Source organism: Methylovirgula sp. (assembly GCF_037200945.1).
In the GTDB taxonomy this organism is placed as follows: Bacteria; Pseudomonadota; Alphaproteobacteria; order Rhizobiales; family Beijerinckiaceae; genus Methylovirgula.
Genome location: NZ_JBBCGP010000001.1, coordinates 2,931,386 through 2,947,291 on the forward strand (window position 1 = coordinate 2,931,386; position 15,906 = coordinate 2,947,291).

General features: G+C 61.9%; 12 protein-coding genes. 7 read left to right on the forward strand and 5 right to left on the reverse strand.

Features of this window, described 5'->3' with window-relative positions:
• Nucleotides 1-60: 60 nt before the first annotated feature.
• On the forward strand, nt 61-1,482 hold the full coding sequence (gene mgtE, locus WDN02_RS14240; RefSeq protein ID WP_337294121.1) for a magnesium transporter: 1,422 nt from the start codon (nt 61-63) through the stop codon (nt 1,480-1,482).
• On the opposite strand, the gene WDN02_RS14245 is transcribed toward mgtE, so the two are convergent.
• Nucleotides 1,475-2,803, reverse strand: coding sequence for a nitrate/sulfonate/bicarbonate ABC transporter ATP-binding protein (locus WDN02_RS14245; protein ID WP_337294122.1), 1,329 nt, complete (start codon nt 2,801-2,803; stop codon nt 1,475-1,477). The genes mgtE and WDN02_RS14245 overlap by 8 nt on opposite strands.
• A gap of 8 nt (nt 2,804-2,811) precedes the next feature.
• Complete coding sequence (locus tag WDN02_RS14250; RefSeq protein WP_337294949.1) at nt 2,812-4,545, reverse strand: ABC transporter permease subunit; 1,734 nt, start codon at nt 4,543-4,545, stop codon at nt 2,812-2,814.
• A 161-nt stretch (nt 4,546-4,706) separates the two neighbouring features.
• Here WDN02_RS14250 and WDN02_RS14255 point away from each other — a divergent pair, with 161 nt between their 5' ends.
• From WDN02_RS14255 to WDN02_RS14265, 3 genes are all read left to right on the forward strand, one after another.
• The gene (locus tag WDN02_RS14255; protein ID WP_337294123.1) at nt 4,707-6,392 is read left to right on the forward strand and encodes a caspase family protein; all 1,686 of its coding nucleotides are present in this window, start codon (nt 4,707-4,709) and stop codon (nt 6,390-6,392) included.
• A gap of 341 nt (nt 6,393-6,733) precedes the next feature.
• The gene (locus tag WDN02_RS14260) at nt 6,734-7,792 is read left to right on the forward strand and encodes a Ppx/GppA phosphatase family protein (protein WP_337294124.1); all 1,059 of its coding nucleotides are present in this window, start codon (nt 6,734-6,736) and stop codon (nt 7,790-7,792) included.
• Entirely contained in the window at nt 7,789-8,487 is a 699-nt protein-coding gene (locus WDN02_RS14265; protein WP_337294125.1) for an RlmE family RNA methyltransferase, read from the forward strand. The genes WDN02_RS14260 and WDN02_RS14265 overlap by 4 nt, the downstream gene beginning before the upstream one ends.
• Here the strand turns inward: WDN02_RS14265 and WDN02_RS14270 are convergent.
• The gene (locus WDN02_RS14270; protein ID WP_337294126.1) at nt 8,484-9,920 is read right to left on the reverse strand and encodes an MFS transporter; all 1,437 of its coding nucleotides are present in this window, start codon (nt 9,918-9,920) and stop codon (nt 8,484-8,486) included. The genes WDN02_RS14265 and WDN02_RS14270 overlap by 4 nt on opposite strands.
• A 270-nt stretch (nt 9,921-10,190) precedes the next feature.
• On the opposite strand from WDN02_RS14270, the gene guaB reads away from it, so the two are divergent.
• Both guaB and WDN02_RS14280 read left to right on the forward strand, forming a co-directional pair.
• Nucleotides 10,191-11,681 (forward strand): IMP dehydrogenase, encoded by a 1,491-nt coding sequence (gene guaB, locus WDN02_RS14275; RefSeq protein WP_337294127.1) that lies wholly within the window; start codon nt 10,191-10,193, stop codon nt 11,679-11,681.
• Nucleotides 11,678-12,967 carry an RsmB/NOP family class I SAM-dependent RNA methyltransferase gene (locus tag WDN02_RS14280; protein ID WP_337294128.1) on the forward strand — a complete coding sequence of 430 codons (1,290 nt, stop codon included), beginning with the start codon at nt 11,678-11,680 and terminating at the stop codon, nt 12,965-12,967. The genes guaB and WDN02_RS14280 overlap by 4 nt, the downstream gene beginning before the upstream one ends.
• Here the strand turns inward: WDN02_RS14280 and WDN02_RS14285 are convergent.
• Nucleotides 12,939-13,154, reverse strand: a complete 216-nt coding sequence (locus WDN02_RS14285) for a hypothetical protein (protein ID WP_337294129.1) — start codon at nt 13,152-13,154, stop codon at nt 12,939-12,941. The two genes, WDN02_RS14280 and WDN02_RS14285, sit on opposite strands and share 29 nt — an antisense overlap.
• Nucleotides 13,155-13,334: 180 nt before the next feature.
• Between WDN02_RS14285 and guaA the strand changes: the two genes are divergently transcribed.
• Complete coding sequence (gene guaA / locus WDN02_RS14290) at nt 13,335-14,930, forward strand: glutamine-hydrolyzing GMP synthase (RefSeq protein WP_337294130.1); 1,596 nt, start codon at nt 13,335-13,337, stop codon at nt 14,928-14,930.
• A 127-nt stretch (nt 14,931-15,057) separates the two neighbouring features.
• Here the strand turns inward: guaA and WDN02_RS14295 are convergent, their stop codons facing one another.
• Nucleotides 15,058-15,693: a TetR/AcrR family transcriptional regulator gene (locus tag WDN02_RS14295; RefSeq protein WP_337294131.1), complete on the reverse strand. Its 636-nt coding sequence runs from the start codon at nt 15,691-15,693 to the stop codon at nt 15,058-15,060.
• Between the last annotated feature and the right edge of the window lie 213 nt (nt 15,694-15,906).

Consider the following 15,906-nt stretch of genomic DNA (forward strand, 5'->3'; position numbering starts at 1 on the left):
CTTCCTGAAACGGGCTCCTTATGAACCGCCAGGCGATAGAGCGCGAGTCAGGATTGGCAGATGACCGACTTCGATCACGAGCCTGGAAGAGGCGATCTCGCGGAGATCGCGCCGGACGAGAATGACGAGGGTGTCATCCGGCCGGAATTCGTTGCCGATGTCGCCGATGCGGTCGCGGCGGAAGACCCGGTCGAAGTCCGCCGTCTCGCAGGCGAGTTGCACGAGGCAGATCTCGCGACGCTCATCGAAAATCTGCCCAGCGAGGCGCGGCCGAAGCTGATCGAGCTTATGGGCAGCGATTTCGATTTCGCGGCGCTGACCGAACTTGACTCCAACATCCGCGATCAGATTTTCGAAGAACTGCCGACAGAAACCGTCGCCGAAGGCATGTCGGAACTTGAGGCAGACGACGCGCTTGTGCTGCTCGAAGATTTCGAGCCGCAGGAGCAGAGCGAAATCCTGCAAGCGATGCCGGCGGTCGAGCGCGTCGCACTACAACGCAGTCTCGAATATCCGGAAGATTCAGCCGGTCGCCTGATGCAAACGACGCTGGTGACGGCGCCGCCCTTCTGGACGGCGGGGCAGATGATCGATTTTCTGCGTGATGCGCCCGAAGAAGATCTGCCTGAAGCATTCTTTGAAATCTTCGTCGTCGATCCAGGTCATCACCTGATCGGAAACGTTTTTCTCGACCAATTATTGCGCGTCAACGCGCGTGCGCAACTAAGTGATGTCCTTGATCAGGATCGGCGGCGCGTGAACGTCGATGAAGATCGTGAAGAAGTTGCGCGGCTGTTTCAGCGCTACAATCTTGTATCCGCCGCCGTTGTTGATGAGGCCGACAGGCTCGTCGGCGTCATCACCATCGATGATATTGTCGACGTCATCCGCGAAGAAGCCGACGAAGAGATCAAGGCGCTCGGCGGCGTTTCGGCATCGGAAGAATTATCGGACTCGATCTGGTGGACGGCGAGAAGCCGATTCCTCTGGCTCTTCGTCAATCTTATCACCGCCTTCATCGCCTCGTCGGTGCTCGGCATCTTCCAAAATCAATTGCAAAAGATGGTGGCGCTCGCGGTTCTTGCGCCGATCGTCGCAAGCCAGGGCGGCAATGCGGCGACGCAGACCATGACCGTCGTCGTGCGGGCGCTGGCGACGCGGCAACTGACCAAACTCAACACCTGGCGCGTCATCGTCCGCGAGGTCATCGTCGGCGGATTAAACGGCGCGATGTTTGGAATCATCACGGGGATCGGCGCTTTATTCTGGTTTGGTCTCACCGGACTTGGCATCGTCATCGCGTTCGCGATGGTGACCAATCTGCTGGCCGGCGCGCTCGGCGGAATCCTGATCCCGCTGGCGTTGCACAGATTCAAGATCGATCCCGCCGTATCGTCCGGCGCCTTCGTGACGACGGTGACCGATTGCGTCGGTTACGGCTCGTTCCTGACGTTTGCCACGCTGTGGTTCGGGCTTAAGTAGTTTCGCCAGGGTTTTCGAGCGAGAAGGTTTCCGAGGTCTCGTCGTAAGCGAAAATTTCGCCGTAACGGCCCCAGGTGATGATGCTCTTCAACGTCCGCTCGGCATATTCCTCGGACATGTAATCTTCGAGTTCTTCGAGAAAGCGCGCCGCCCGCGCCCAATGTGTCGGGCGCTCGTCGAGCACATTGCGGATGCGCGTCGCCAGCGGCACATAGGCGAGCAGATGATCGCCGAAGAGCTTCTTGCGCGCATCGACATCCAAGTCGGCGAAGCGCACCCCCGCTGGCGTCAGCTTGATGTCGCCTTCGGCGAATTCGGCGAAGCGCAGGAGCTGCAAGGTTTCGCCGACGGGAAAGAGATCATCGATCGCCATCTGCAAAGAATCGGCGAGGGGCGGCAGGTCGGCGTGGCCGCTATAGGGCGGCGCGGCCAGCGTCTCCATCAGACCGGCCATGGTGTTGGTCGAAACTTCCGGCAGCGCCATGCCGAGACCGAGGCCGGGGAACGTGCCGTCGCGGCCGAGCGTCGTTGGCTCCGCTGTCTGGCGCCGCGTCATGAGCGCGTAAATCCGATCGACCAATTGGCGGAATTCCGGCGCAAGGCGATTGCGGGGGTAGGGCAGATGGACATGAATCTCTTCGGCGATGCGGCCGGGGTTGGACGACAACACGAGGATGCGATTGCACATCAGCACCGCCTCCTCGATGTTATGCGTCACCATCAAAATCGATTTGATGGGGATGCGACCTTCGACCCAGAGATCGAGCAAGTCGGTGCGCAAAGTCTCGGCGGTCAAGACATCGAGCGCCGAGAACGGCTCATCCATCAAGAGGATTGTCGGGTTGACGACGAGCGCGCGGGCGAAGCCGACGCGCTGGCGCATACCGCCGGAGAGTTCTTTCGGAAAGGCGGATTCGAAGCCGTCGAGGCCGATGACGTCGATCGCCTTCAACGCGCGCGGCCGTGCTTCGGCTTCCGGTACTTTCTTGGCGCGCAGACCGAGTTCCACATTGGCGAGGATCGAGAGCCACGGAAACAATGCCGCGCTCTGGAACACCATCGAAACGGAATCGTAAGGCCCCGTTACGGGCTTCTCGCGGAAAAAGACCTCGCCATCTGTCGGGCGCGCAAGTCCGGAAATGATGCGCAAAAGCGACGACTTTCCCGAACCCGAACGTCCCAGCAGGCCGACGATCTCGCCCTCGGTCAGGTTCATCGAGACATTATCGAGAACCTGCGCACCGGCCTCGCCCGCGCCGGTGCGATAGCTTTGGCTAACGTTCTTGACTTCAAGGATGGGCTTGCTTCGCGCGTCAAGCATAAGAGGCCTCACGAAAGCTGCAGGCGCCGCTCGGCAAAGCGCGAGAGCGGACGCCAGAAAAAGCGATTCAGACAAATGACGAAAATCGACATCATGGCGACGCCGAGCACGATGCGCGGATAATCGCCGGCTTCCGTTGCCTTGGCGATATAAGCGCCGATGCCGTGCGCCGTCACGGTTTCTTTGCCCCATTTGACATATTCGGCAACGATGGCCGCGTTCCACGAGCCCCCCGAAGCCGTCAGCGCGCCGGTGACATAATAGGGGAACACGGCGGGCAGCATCACCTTCGTCCACCAGTCCCAACCGCGGACGTGAAAGGCCGCTGCCGCTTCGCGCAGATCATTCGGGAAAGCACTCGCACCGCCGACGACATTGAACAGAATGTACCATTGCGTGCCGAAGACGATGAGGAAGCTCAGCCAGATGTCAGGATTGAGCGCCCAACGGACGATCAGCACGACGGCAATCGGGAAAAGGACGTTCGCCGGGAAGGCGGCGAGGAACTGCGTCAGAGGCTGAACGCGTTCCGCCAGCCGTGGATTAAGCCCGATCAAAATGCCCAGAGGCACCCAGACGAGCGATGCGAGCAGGATCAGAAGCAGCACGCGGATCAAAGTGAAACAGGTCAGCACAAAGGCGTGCAAGATGTCCGTCGGTGTAAGCGAGTTTGCGACGAAATGGATGACAAGCCAGAGCGTGTAAATGCCAGCCGCGCCGCCGAGGACGATGGAGACGAAATCGAGGATGCGTTCGCGCCATTCGCTGGCTTGCGGGCTAAGATCGGTTTTGATCGGCAGATCGAGCCGCCAAAGCGCAATGTTCTGGAAAATGTGCGCCGGTACATCGGTCACGGTCCGCAGCCATTTGGTGCGACGAAAAAGCTGAATAACCCAGGAACGTTCTTCTTCCTGCGACGCGGAAAGTTCGAAACGGAAGCGGCCGCCGAAGGCCACCAACGGCCGGAAGAGCAATTGGTCGTAAGCGATGATGACGACGAGCATCACGACGATAGCCGCGACAACGGCATCGATCCGTTTATGGTCGATCGCCAATGCGAGATAGGAGCCGACGCCGGGCAGCGTAATCGTCGTATTACCGACCGATATCGCCTCCGACGCGACGACGAAGAACCAGCCGCCGGACATGGATACCATCATGTTCCAGATGAGGCCGGGCATCGCGAAAGGCGTTTCGAGCTGCCAGAACTTCTGCCAGGGCGACAGCCGGAAGCTGTCCGCCACCTCGCTCAATTCTTTCGGAACCGTGCGTAGCGATTGAAAGAAAGAGAAGGCCATGTTCCAGGCCTGACTCGTAAAAATCGCGAAGATCGCCGCGCATTCCGCGCCCAGTATCGAGCCGGGGAACAGACCGAGGAAAAAGGTCACCGTAAAGGACAGAAAACCGAGGATCGGCACCGATTGCAGCACGTCGAGCAGGGGGATCATGAACCGTTCGGCGCGCCGGCTCTTGGCCGCGAACGTGGCATAGGTGAATGTGAAGATGAGCGAGGCGATCATCGCCGCGAACATTCGCAAGGTCGTGCGCAGCGCGTAATAGGGCAGGTTGGCGTAATCGAGCGAAATGTTCGTGGATTGCGGCGCCTGGAGCGGCAGCGTCATGCCCCGCGAGCCGTGGACAATTGCGATAAAGACGCCGAAAATCAGCGCGAAAGCGATCAAATCGAAGATGTTGGGCAGCGCGCTACGGCCCCGCGCGGCGAGAGTGACAAATCGCGACATGGAGATACGGGGCTGGAGGACGATCGCCGCTCTCTTGTCATCAAGCGGGGCGACATTCAAGTGCGGTATGCGAGTTTTGATGAGGCATGGCGCTGCGGCCTCGTGCCCCGGGGTTCGGTCCGCGTTTCGGTCACGGAAAAGAGCGTCCTTTGAGGCTTTCGATGTATAGATTTGGCGCTATTTTCTGCTTTCTGGGCGCTGTTTTCTGCTTTGTGATGGCGTCGCTATTTCCCGCGCGCGCGACTGCAGACGGCTCACAGCCGCGGTTGGCGCTCGTCATCGGCGAAGCGCATTACAAAATTGCGCCGCTGCTGACGCCGGTGAACGACGCGGGCCTTGTCGCCGGGGCGCTCAAGGAAACAGGGTTCGCCGTGACCGAAGGGGCCGACCTCGACGGCGCCGACTTGCGCAAGGCGCTGCACGATTTCGTCGGCAAGGCAGAGCAGGCGGGGCCGAACGCGGTCATTTTTATCTATCTCGCGGGTCGCGGGATGCAGTTCGCAGGACAAAATTACTTCGTGCCCGTCGACGGCTTCGTGCAGCGTGAAGCCGATGTCCCGCTCGCGGCGGTGCGGCTCTCGGATTATTTCGACAAACTCGCCGCAGCCCCGGCTGCCGCACGTATCTTTGTTCTCGACGGCGCGCGGATTTTGCATTTCGCGACCGAGGGCGCCCCCTTCGCCAGTGGGTTGGGGATCGAACACGCAGCGGCGAATAATATCTATGCTTTCAACGAAGCGCCGGGTGCCGTGTCGCCGGATGAGCCGGGGCCTTACGGAATTTATGCGCAGGCGCTTGTCGAAATGCTCCGGCAAGGCTTCGACGTCCCGGAGGCCTTCGTCGCAGCGCGACTGCGCGCGAATGATCTCAGCAACGGCATTATCGTGCCCTGGAACGAAGGGCACCTTGTCGCGCCATTCGCGCTTTATACTCGGGATAAAACGGCGCCGCCGTTGCGGCCCCTCGCTTCCTCCTCATCCTTCGCGGGTTTGACAGCCGCGAAAGCTTATCTTCAGGCGATCCAGAGCGATACGCTTGAGGCTTACACCGGATTTTGCGCCGCCTTTCCGAACGATCCGCTGACCTTGCGTATTCGCGCGCTGCTCGCCGCCCGGCGTGAGGCGCTGACTTGGCAGGCTGCCCTCGACGCGGGAACACCGCAGGCGATCTGGACCTACATGCGACGCTATCCGCGCGGGCCGCATTTTCCGGATGCAAGACGCCGGCTTGCCGGACTGGCGGCACCGCTCGATCCGCCGCCGCGTTTCGACCCCTATCCGTTCAGCGGTCTTCCCGGTCCGAACGAAATCGAACTCGAGAGTCTCGACCAGCCGGTCCTGACTTTCGACGATCCGTCCTATCCGCCACCGCCGTCTGCGGCCGATCTGTTGCCGCAGCGTCCCGTCGAATTCGAAAATCTGCTGCCGCCGAGCCCGGGCGGCTCTGGTCTTTTGCCAGTCCCGGCGGCGCTTTCTCTAGGCTTTTCGAAGGCCCTGCGTCCGGCACTCGCGGCCAATTCGCCTCCCGCGCCCGCCGTTGCACCTGCACCCGCGCCAGCCGTGAGGGTCATCGGCGTGCCGCCGATGCCACAACCCGCCATTATCGCCTCCCCGCCAAAACCCTCGAATGCGCCTCTGCCGCCTAAACGTCCGTCGAAGAAAGAGCATTCCGCGAAGAAAGAAAGCGCGCCGAAGCGGCAGAAGCATGAAAAGCCCGCGAGCCACGCCAAACATAGCGCGGCGAAGGCGCCGAAGCACGCCAAGCACGGTCGCGCGAGTCCGGCGCACGAAAAGACGAAGCCGCACGCGAAACCCAAATCGCATGGCAAGAAAAAGAATCACAGGTGATTGTGACCCGATGCGGCGGCTCTGGGCGGCGGCAAAATTCCGTGGTGGAATCGTTCACTTTCCTGTGGGCGCCTCGGAAATGACCTTTTGTTGCCCCGATCGCGCCTCGCGAATGACGGTGGACCCGTAGCTCGCCTTTGCTTATGCTGCTATCAGCGGGCGTATAACTGTTTGAGCAGATAGCGTTTCGGCCGATGATGACGATGGTCTTCGGCGGATCGGCATTTCTATCTATCCAGGGCGCCGAAAGAATTTGGGGCGAAATGCCGAGCCTTAACAATTTTGAAGACGCCGCGTTGTCGGCGCGGGGGACCGAGCCGGCTGAAATCATGAGCGCCTCCATGGGTCGGGCCACTCTCGATCCCGCCGCGCGGCCGCAGCCGCGAATTGATGAGCTTCCGCCGTCGCCGCCGACTTTTGCCGCGCTCGATCTCGGCACCAACAATTGCCGATTGCTGATTGCCCGACCGTCTTATTCTGGTGCCGGCACCGCAAGTTTCAGGATCGTCGATTCCTTTTCCCGTATTGTGCGGCTTGGCGAAGGGGTTTCGCAGACGGGCCGCCTCGCGGAATCGGCCATCCAGCGTACGTTGGAGGCGCTGGCAATCTGCCGTGCAAAAATGGAAGCCCGGCATGTAACCCGCGCACGGTTGATCGCGACGGAAGCTTGCCGGATGGCGGAAAACGGTCAGGAATTCATAGACCGCGCCCGCGAAACGCTCGGCCTGGAATTAGAGATTATTGATCGTCAGACGGAAGCACGTCTCGCCGCGACGGGCTGTGCGGCTTTGGCGGATGCCGAGGCAGAATCCGTGGTCCTTTTCGATATCGGCGGCGGCTCGTCGGAGGTCATCTGGCTGGGGCGTCAGACACACGATTCCGCGGGCGCAGGTCACGACAGAATCCGTTTCTGGGTTTCGCTGAAGCTTGGCGTGGTGACGCTCGCCGAAAAGTTCGGCGGCGTCGATGTCTCTCATGCGACCTTCGAGGCGATGGTTGCGCATGTTGCGGCCGGGCTCGAGGAGTTCGTTGCGCAATCGCTGCCTTATCAACGTTGCGGCCGGTTTCACCTGCTCGGCACGTCAGGCACGGTCACGACGATCGGCGGCATTTTTCTGAACCTCGCACGCTATGACCGGCGCCGCGTTGACGGGCTCTGGATGTCGGACGCCGAGATCGATACGACGGTCAAGCGGCTGCGACATATGTCTTATGCCGAACGCGCCGCCAATGGCTGTATTGGCGTGGAGCGCGCCGATCTTGTACTCGCGGGCTGCGCCATATTGGAAGCGATCCGCCGCGCCTTTCCGGCGCGCCGCGTCCGCATTGCCGATCGTGGTCTACGGGAAGGTATCCTGTTGCAATTGATGGACACCGAACAGGCTCGATCCTCGCGATGAATGCGAAAGAGCCGTCTGGCACCGGTCGCGCGTCGCTCAAGACGCGAGTGAAAACGGCACGCAAGCGTTCGCTCGCTTCGACGCTTTGGCTCGAGCGCCAACTCAACGATCCCTATGTCGCGCGCGCCAAGGCCGAAGGCTATCGCTCTCGCGCCGCTTTTAAGCTCGTCGAGATCGACTCGCGTTACCACATCCTCAAGCGTGGGCAGAAAGTCGTCGATCTTGGCGCAGCGCCGGGTGGCTGGTCGCAGGTCGCCGCCGCCAAGGTCGGCGCGACGGACGGCGCCGGCAAAGTCTTCGGCATCGATCTTCTGCCGGTCGAAACGATTCCGGGCGTCGATTTTCGTCAGCTTGATTTCCTTATTCCGGAAGCGCCGCAGATCCTGACCGATTGGCTTGGCGGTCCCGCCGACGTGGTGCTCTCCGATATGGCCGGGAACACTACCGGCCATCGCAAGACAGATCATTTGCGGATCGTCGGGCTGGTCGAGCTTGCCGCCGATTTTGCCGCCGAGATTTTGGCACCGGGAGGCGCCTTTCTCGCCAAGGTTCTGCAGGGCGGCACGGAGACCAGTCTGCTTGCGACGCTCAAGCGGCAGTTCACTGAGGTCAGGCACGTCAAGCCCAAGGCAAGCCGGGCGGATTCGTCCGAGCTTTATGTGCTCGCGACAGGCTTTCGCGGACGCGCGGACTAGCCTTCTGTCTCTTCCGCTTCCGCGAATTCCTTCTCCGGGTCGGGTTTCTTCTTCTGCCGCGACCCGGCGAGATCGATTCCGGCATTCGCGGGCAGCGTGCGGAACACCAGCACCGAGCTTGCCGAGATCAAAGCGATGCCGAGAAAGGCCCAGCGGAAATCCGCCGCCGTGACATGCGCTGTATGGTGAATGGCTTCCGAGGTTTGCAGTACGAAAGCGCCGATCGTAATGCCGACGCTCAGTGATAATTGCTGAACGACTGAGGAAAAGCTTGTCGCACGGCTCATCGTGCTGTGGTCGATATCGGCATAGGTTATCGCGTTGATTGACGTGAACTCCAGCGAACGAAAGAAACCGCCGAAGAGCAGGAGCCCCATCATCAGGACGTGCGGCGTCGCGGGCGTGAAAAATCCATAGCAGCCGAGAATGGTGGCGCTCAGAACTGAATTGAACAGGAGAACGTGACGGAAGCCGAACGTGCGCAGGATGGGCGCGGCCGTCGTTTTCATGGCAATCGCGCCGATTGACGTGATGAAGGTGATGCTGCCGGATTGGAACGCATTCAGACCGAAGCCGATCTGCAACATCAAGGGCAGGAGCAGCGGCGTCGCGCCGACGCCGACGCGAAACAGCGAGCCGCCGGTGAGCGAGGCGCGGAAGGTCGGTACTTTCAACAGACTGAGATCGAGAATCGGGAATTTTGCGCGGCGCGCATGAAAATAATAGACAACGAGCAGGAGCGCTCCGAAGCCCATCAGCGCGAGCACGGTCTCAAGACTGACGATGCTGCGCCCGAAGAGAGTCATGCCGAAAATCAGTGTAGCGAGACCCGTGCCGGATAGCAGGAAACCCGATACGTCGAGTGGCCAATAGTCGCCGCGCAGGTTCTTGATGTGCAGGCTGACGAGTACGATCCCGATCGCCCCGATCGGCACGTTGATGAAGAAGATCCAGCGCCAGTGGAAGTATGTCGTGATGAAGCCGCCGACGAGTGGCCCGAATAGCGGCCCGAGCAGGGCCGGAATCGTCAGATACGCGAGGGCGTTGATGACCTCCGACTTCGGCACGGTCCGTAACAGAACGAGCCGGCCGACGGGTACCATCATGGCCCCGCCCACACCCTGGACAATTCGCGCCAAAACGAATTGCCAGAGCGTGCTGGAGAAACCACAGAAAATCGAACCGAGCGTGAAGACGACAATCGCCGTCCGGAAGATGGTGCGGGCGCCGAACCGGTCCGCCGCCCAGCCGCTCGCCGGGATGAAGATCGCCAGCGAAAGCAGATAGGAGGTCAGGGCAAGTTTGAGAGAAATGGGGTCCTGATGCAGATCGGCCGCGATCGCCGGCAGCGATGTCGAGATCACCGTGCCGTCGAGGTTTTCCATGAAAAGGGCGCACGCGACGATGAACGCCGTCAGGCCATAGCGCGGCAAGGGACATCTTTCATGAGGCGGCAGTCGTGATTTTTGTCATCTAAACGCACCCGGCTGAAATTCATAGAGCCGCCGCCGACTTGGGTTTTCCACATCTTCTCCCTATTTCTAAGCCGTGAGCGCGGCGGCTTTCCCTCCTGCGCTCCTGTTTCCTTTGCACTGCGGCAGTGGCGTGCTAAGAGCCGCTGCCAACTTGGGTCCGCCGCGCATCGCTATCGAGTCGCGGCCGTTTTTTCATTTGGCGCCCTGCGGCGCTGTCGGGAGTTGGCTATGGCGGCATTGCAGCGTGGGGTTATCAAGGAAGCCTTGACGTTTGACGACGTCCTGCTCCTGCCGGGGCATTCCGAAATCCTGCCGAGCAATGCTGACCTCAGGACGCGGCTTACCCCCGAAATCACGCTGAGCCTGCCGATCATTTCCGCTGCCATGGATACCGTTACCGAAGCCCGGCTCGCCATCGCCTTGGCTCAGGCGGGCGGCATCGGCGTCATTCACCGCAATATGGAACCCGAGGCGCAAGCCGAAGAGGTCCGCAAGGTCAAGCGCTACGAGAGCGGCATGGTGGTTAACCCGATCACCATCGTCCCCGATGCGACGCTGGCCGACGCGCTGGCGCTGATGAAGCGGCACGGCATTTCCGGCATTCCCGTCGTCGAGCACGGACCGATCGGAATACCGGCGCGGCTTGTTGGCATCCTGACCAATCGCGACGTCCGTTTTGCCGACAATCCTAATCAGCCGGTGTCCGAGCTCATGACCAAGAAGGTCATCACTGTTACGGAAGGCGTGCCTCAGGACGAAGCGCGCCGTCTCTTGCATCAGCACCGGCTGGAAAAGCTCGTCGTTATCGATGAGGAAGGGCGCTGCGTTGGTCTTTTAACGGTCAAGGACATCGAAAAGGCGACGCAGCATCCGAATGCCAGCAAGGATGCCGAAGGCCGCCTGCGCGTCGCCGCAGCCTCGACCGTCGGCGACAAAGGCTATGATCGCGCCCTGGCGCTGATCGATGCGGGTGTGGACGCTATTGTCGTCGATACCGCACACGGCCATTCGCAATCGGTCCTCGACCAGGTGGCGCGGATCAAGCGTATTTCGAACAAGGTCGCCATCATTGCTGGCAATGTCGCAACCGGCGACGGCACCAAGGCGCTCATCGATGCGGGCGCGGATGCCGTGAAGGTCGGCATCGGTCCGGGTTCGATCTGCACAACCCGGATCGTCGCGGGCGTCGGCGTGCCGCAGCTCACAGCCATCCTCGATTCCGTCGAAGTCGCGCGGGAGCGCAACATCCCGGTCATCGCCGACGGCGGCATCAAATATTCCGGCGATCTCGCCAAGGCGATCGCGGCCGGCGCCGAATGCGCCATGATCGGCTCGCTGCTCGCCGGCACCGATGAGAGTCCCGGCGAAGTCTATCTGCTGCAGGGCCGCTCGTTTAAATCCTATCGCGGCATGGGCTCGGTGGGCGCGATGGCGCGCGGCTCGGCCGACCGCTATTTCCAGCAGGACATCAAGGATAGCTTGAAGCTCGTGCCGGAAGGCATTGAAGGACAAGTTCCTTATCGCGGTCCGGCGGGCGCCATTCTGCATCAATTGGCGGGCGGTCTGCGCGCCGCGATGGGTTATGTCGGCGCGGCGAATATCGAAGATTTTCAGAAGCGCGCGACCTTCGTCAAAGTTTCCGCCGCCGGCCTGCGCGAGAGCCACGTCCATGACGTGACGATCACCCGCGAGAGCCCCAATTACCCGACCGGCGTATGACCCCTGGCGCCCGGATCGCGGCGGCGATCGAGATTTTATCCGACATTGAGACGCGTCATCGCCCGGCTGCGGATGCGTTGAAGGATTGGGGCCTTTCGCATCGCTTCGCCGGGTCGAAAGATCGCGCCGCGCTAGCCTCGCTCGTCTTCGATGCCTTGCGCTGCCGTGCCTCCGCCGCCTGGATCATGGGCGTGGAGACGCCGCGCGCAATCGTCGTCGGCAGCTTGCGCGAAATGCGCGGCCTTTCGCCGGATGAGATTGCCGCGCTCTGTAATGGCGAGGGTCATTCGCCTGCGCCTTTGTCGGATGACCAGCGCACGCGGCTTGAAACAGCCATGCTCGATGGCGCGCCGGATCATGTGCGCGGCAATTATCCCGAATGGCTGGCGCCGGCTTTCACTGCCGCCTTCGGTGACAGCGCAGCGGCGGAGGGCGCGGCGCTCGCGACCCGCGCGCCGCTTGATTTACGGGTAAACCGCCTCAAGGCGACGCGGGAGAAGGCGCTGGCGGCCCTCGCGCATCTCAACGCCCAGCCGACACCGCTCTCGCCGCTCGGCCTGCGCCTGCCTTTGAGCGACGACGGCCGCTCGCCCTCGCTTGCTGGCGAGCCGGCTTATGTCAAAGGGCTTGTCGAAATTCAGGACGAAGGCTCGCAGCTCGCAGCGTTGCTTTGCGCGGCGCAGCCGGGCGAACAGGTGCTCGACCTTTGCGCCGGCGGCGGCGGCAAGACGCTCGCGCTGGCGGCGGCGATGGACAATCGCGGCCAGATCTACGCAACCGACAGCGAGGCGCGCCGTCTCGCGCCGCTCTACGCCCGGCTGGAGCGGGCCGCCACCCGCAACGTGCAGATCAGGACGCCGCGCCGCGGGCAGGATGTGCTGGCCGATCTCGAAGGCCGCTGCGATCTTGTGCTGGTCGATGCGCCCTGTACGGGCACGGGCACCTGGCGGCGTAACCCGGATGCCAAATGGCGCATCCGGCCCGGCGCGCTCGAACAGCGGATCAAAGAGCAAGATGAAGTGCTGGACACGGCCGCGCGGTTCGTGAAACCCGGCTGCCGGATCGTCTATGTGACCTGCTCGCTGCTGCTCGACGAGAACGAAGACCGCATCACGGCCTTTCTGACGCGCCACGAAGATTTCGCGGCCAGCAGCGCGCTAGAGGTGGTCGAGGCCGCCGAGCTACCCCAACTCGCAGAATTTGCGCAAGGCGACGGCCTGCGGCTTTCGCCGCTGACCGGCGGCACGGACGGATTTTTTATTGCGAGTTTGCGACGGGAGTCGTGAATGTGCGGGGCATCTGCATGTGCCGCAGGATTTGGCCGACCCGCGATTTGACAGCTTCCAGGCTAGGGCTTTGCTGATCGGCGGCGTCCGGCTCCACGCCTTCGGAAAAGAGGCTCGGAATGTCGGCAAGACGGATCGCGACCGGCATTTGCCGCTGCGGGTCGAAAACCCGGACCACACGTTCCATCTTAGCCTCAGCTATGCCGTTGTACGCATAGCGAAAGACTAGCGCAGAGGGATTGCCCGGCCTTCAACCAGACCGTTCAAATGCGTTGGAAAGCATTCAGGTAAAGCTTCGCGCTTCCTTGCGCCGCGGGGTGCAATCTCTTAATTCGAATTTTTGCCGGCAGGAGCACAATAAATCTCAATGGCCGAAGATCCTTTCCACCACGACATCGTCACCCACCACGACAAAGTGCTGATTGTCGATTTCGGTTCGCAGGTCACCCAATTGATCGCCCGCCGCGTGCGTGAGGCAGGGGTCTATTGCGAGATCGCGCCCTATCAGAAGGCGGAGGCCGCGTTCGCGGCTTTAAAGCCCAAGGCGGTGATCCTGTCCGGCGGCCCGGCGTCGGTGCTTGAGGAAGGTTCGCCCCGTTTGCCGCAAGCAATCTTCGAGGCTGGCGTGCCGATCCTTGGCATCTGCTACGGCGAGCAGCTCATGGCGGCGCAGCTTGGCGGCGAGGTGCAGGGCGGCCATCACGGCGAATATGGACGCGCGGAGGTCGAGGCAATTGCGGAATCGCCGCTGCTTGAGGGCGTCTGGGAGCAGGGCCGCCACATTGTCTGGATGAGCCATGGCGACCGCGTGACGAAACTGCCGCCTGGCTTCCAGAGCATCGGAAACTCGCCCAATGCGCCCGTTTGCGTCATCGCAGATGAAGCGCGCCGCTTCTACGGACTGCAATTCCATCCCGAGGTGCATCACACGCCCGAGGGGCCGCAGCTCATCGGAAATTTCCTGTTTAAGATTGCCGGTTTTCGCCGGGACTGGACGATGAAGGCCTTCCGCGCCGAGGCGATCAAGGCGATCCGCGCGCAGGTCGGGGATGCGCGGGTCCTATGCGCGCTTTCCGGCGGCGTGGATTCATCCGTCGCGGCGCTGCTGATCCACGAGGCGATCGGTGACAGGCTCACCTGTGTCTTCGTCGATCATGGTTTGTTGCGCGAAGGCGAAGCCGAGCAGGTCGTCTCGCTGTTTCGCGGCCATTACAACATCCCGCTCGTCCATGTCGATGCGAGCGAGACGTTCCTGACAGCGCTCGATGGCGTGCAGGAGCCGGAAGAGAAGCGCAAGATCATCGGCAAGCTGTTCATCGATGTCTTCGACGCGGAGGCGAAGAAAATCGCCGCCGATGGCCGTGGCGCGCCGGACTTTCTCGCGCAGGGCACGCTCTATCCCGATGTGATCGAAAGCGTCTCGTTCCAGGGCGGCCCGAGCGTCACGATCAAGTCGCATCATAATGTCGGCGGCCTGCCGGCGCGGATGAAGATGAAACTCGTCGAGCCGCTGCGCGAACTCTTCAAGGATGAAGTGCGCGCGCTCGGCCGCGAACTCGGCCTGCCGGAGGTTTTCGTCGGCCGGCATCCGTTTCCGGGACCGGGGCTCGCGATCCGCCTGCCGGGCGGCGTGACGGCGGAAAAGCTCGCGATCCTGCGCAAGGCCGACGCGATCTATCTCGACGAAATCCGCAAGGCCGGGCTTTACGACAAGATCTGGCAGGCTTTCGCCGTGCTGCTGCCGGTGAAAAGCGTCGGCGTCATGGGCGACGGCCGCACCTACGATTTCGTCTGCGCCCTACGCGCCGTGACATCGACCGACGGCATGACGGCGGACTTTTTCCACTACGACATGAATTTCCTCGGCCGCGCCGCAACGCGCATCATCAACGAAGTGCGCGGCATCAACCGGGTTGTGTATGACGTGACGAGCAAGCCGCCGGGGACGATTGAGTGGGAGTGAGAGGGTAAGCGCGGCGACAGCGTAGTTTTGGCAGTAAACTACACCGTGTTTCCGTTTCCGAGTCCAGGTGTGTGGTCGACGACTTCACGCGCGAATGTCTGGCGCTGGTGAGGGGACCCTGCCGTGCTCAGGACGACGGATGTGCGGCGCCTATTCCGCGCAAGATACGCTGCACCATCTCGGCCCCAACCCTCTCCACCTCGCCCTGAGCTGCGGCTACGTTCCCCACCCGCAGTGCTGCTGCGCCGTGGATGGTGCTCCACGCGAACAGCAAGTCGCCCGGCTCCGGTGGCGCCGCAATGACGCCGGTTCTGTATAGCCCCTGTAAGGCTGCCGGCAGGTATGAATAGGCGGTCGGCGCGCCCGATCGCAAAGCGTCGGCACGAGTCTGCACTGCGTACGTACCAAAGATCAGGCGCCACATGGCAGGCTGCTCATCGGCAAAGCGGAGATAGGCCACGCCCAGTTGGTGCAGGCGCGCGATCGCCTCCCGTGCGTCGGCGGCCGGCGCGTGAAGGTCGAACGCGATGGCAAAGTGCTGCTGGAGTTGAGCGATCCCGACGGCGGCCAGCTCCGCCAGCAAGGCCTCGCGGCTGTCAAAATGGCGGTACACCGCAGCGGCACTGACGCCCAGCCCCGCAGCCAGCTCGCGGAGCGAGATGTTCTCAATGTCCGGCGCCCGCGCCGCTGCCTCAAGCAGGGCGCGTCGCAGGTCTCCGTGGTGATATCGCCCGGCGGCGGGAGAATCAGACGACTTGTTCATGAAGGGATGTTAACGCTGTTGACATCGTGGATTTTGCGGCTTAGTTAACACTTATAACTTCTTGCTGCCGGAGAGGCCCTCCGGCGATTTACGTCCCTTAGACCAATGCCCTCAGCCCATCCAGAAACGGTCGGTGCTGCTGAAGAGAGACGACCAGCTTCGCGTCTGAAGAGCATCGCCGCTCAATGGTCACGGCCCGCGGAAAACCACGCG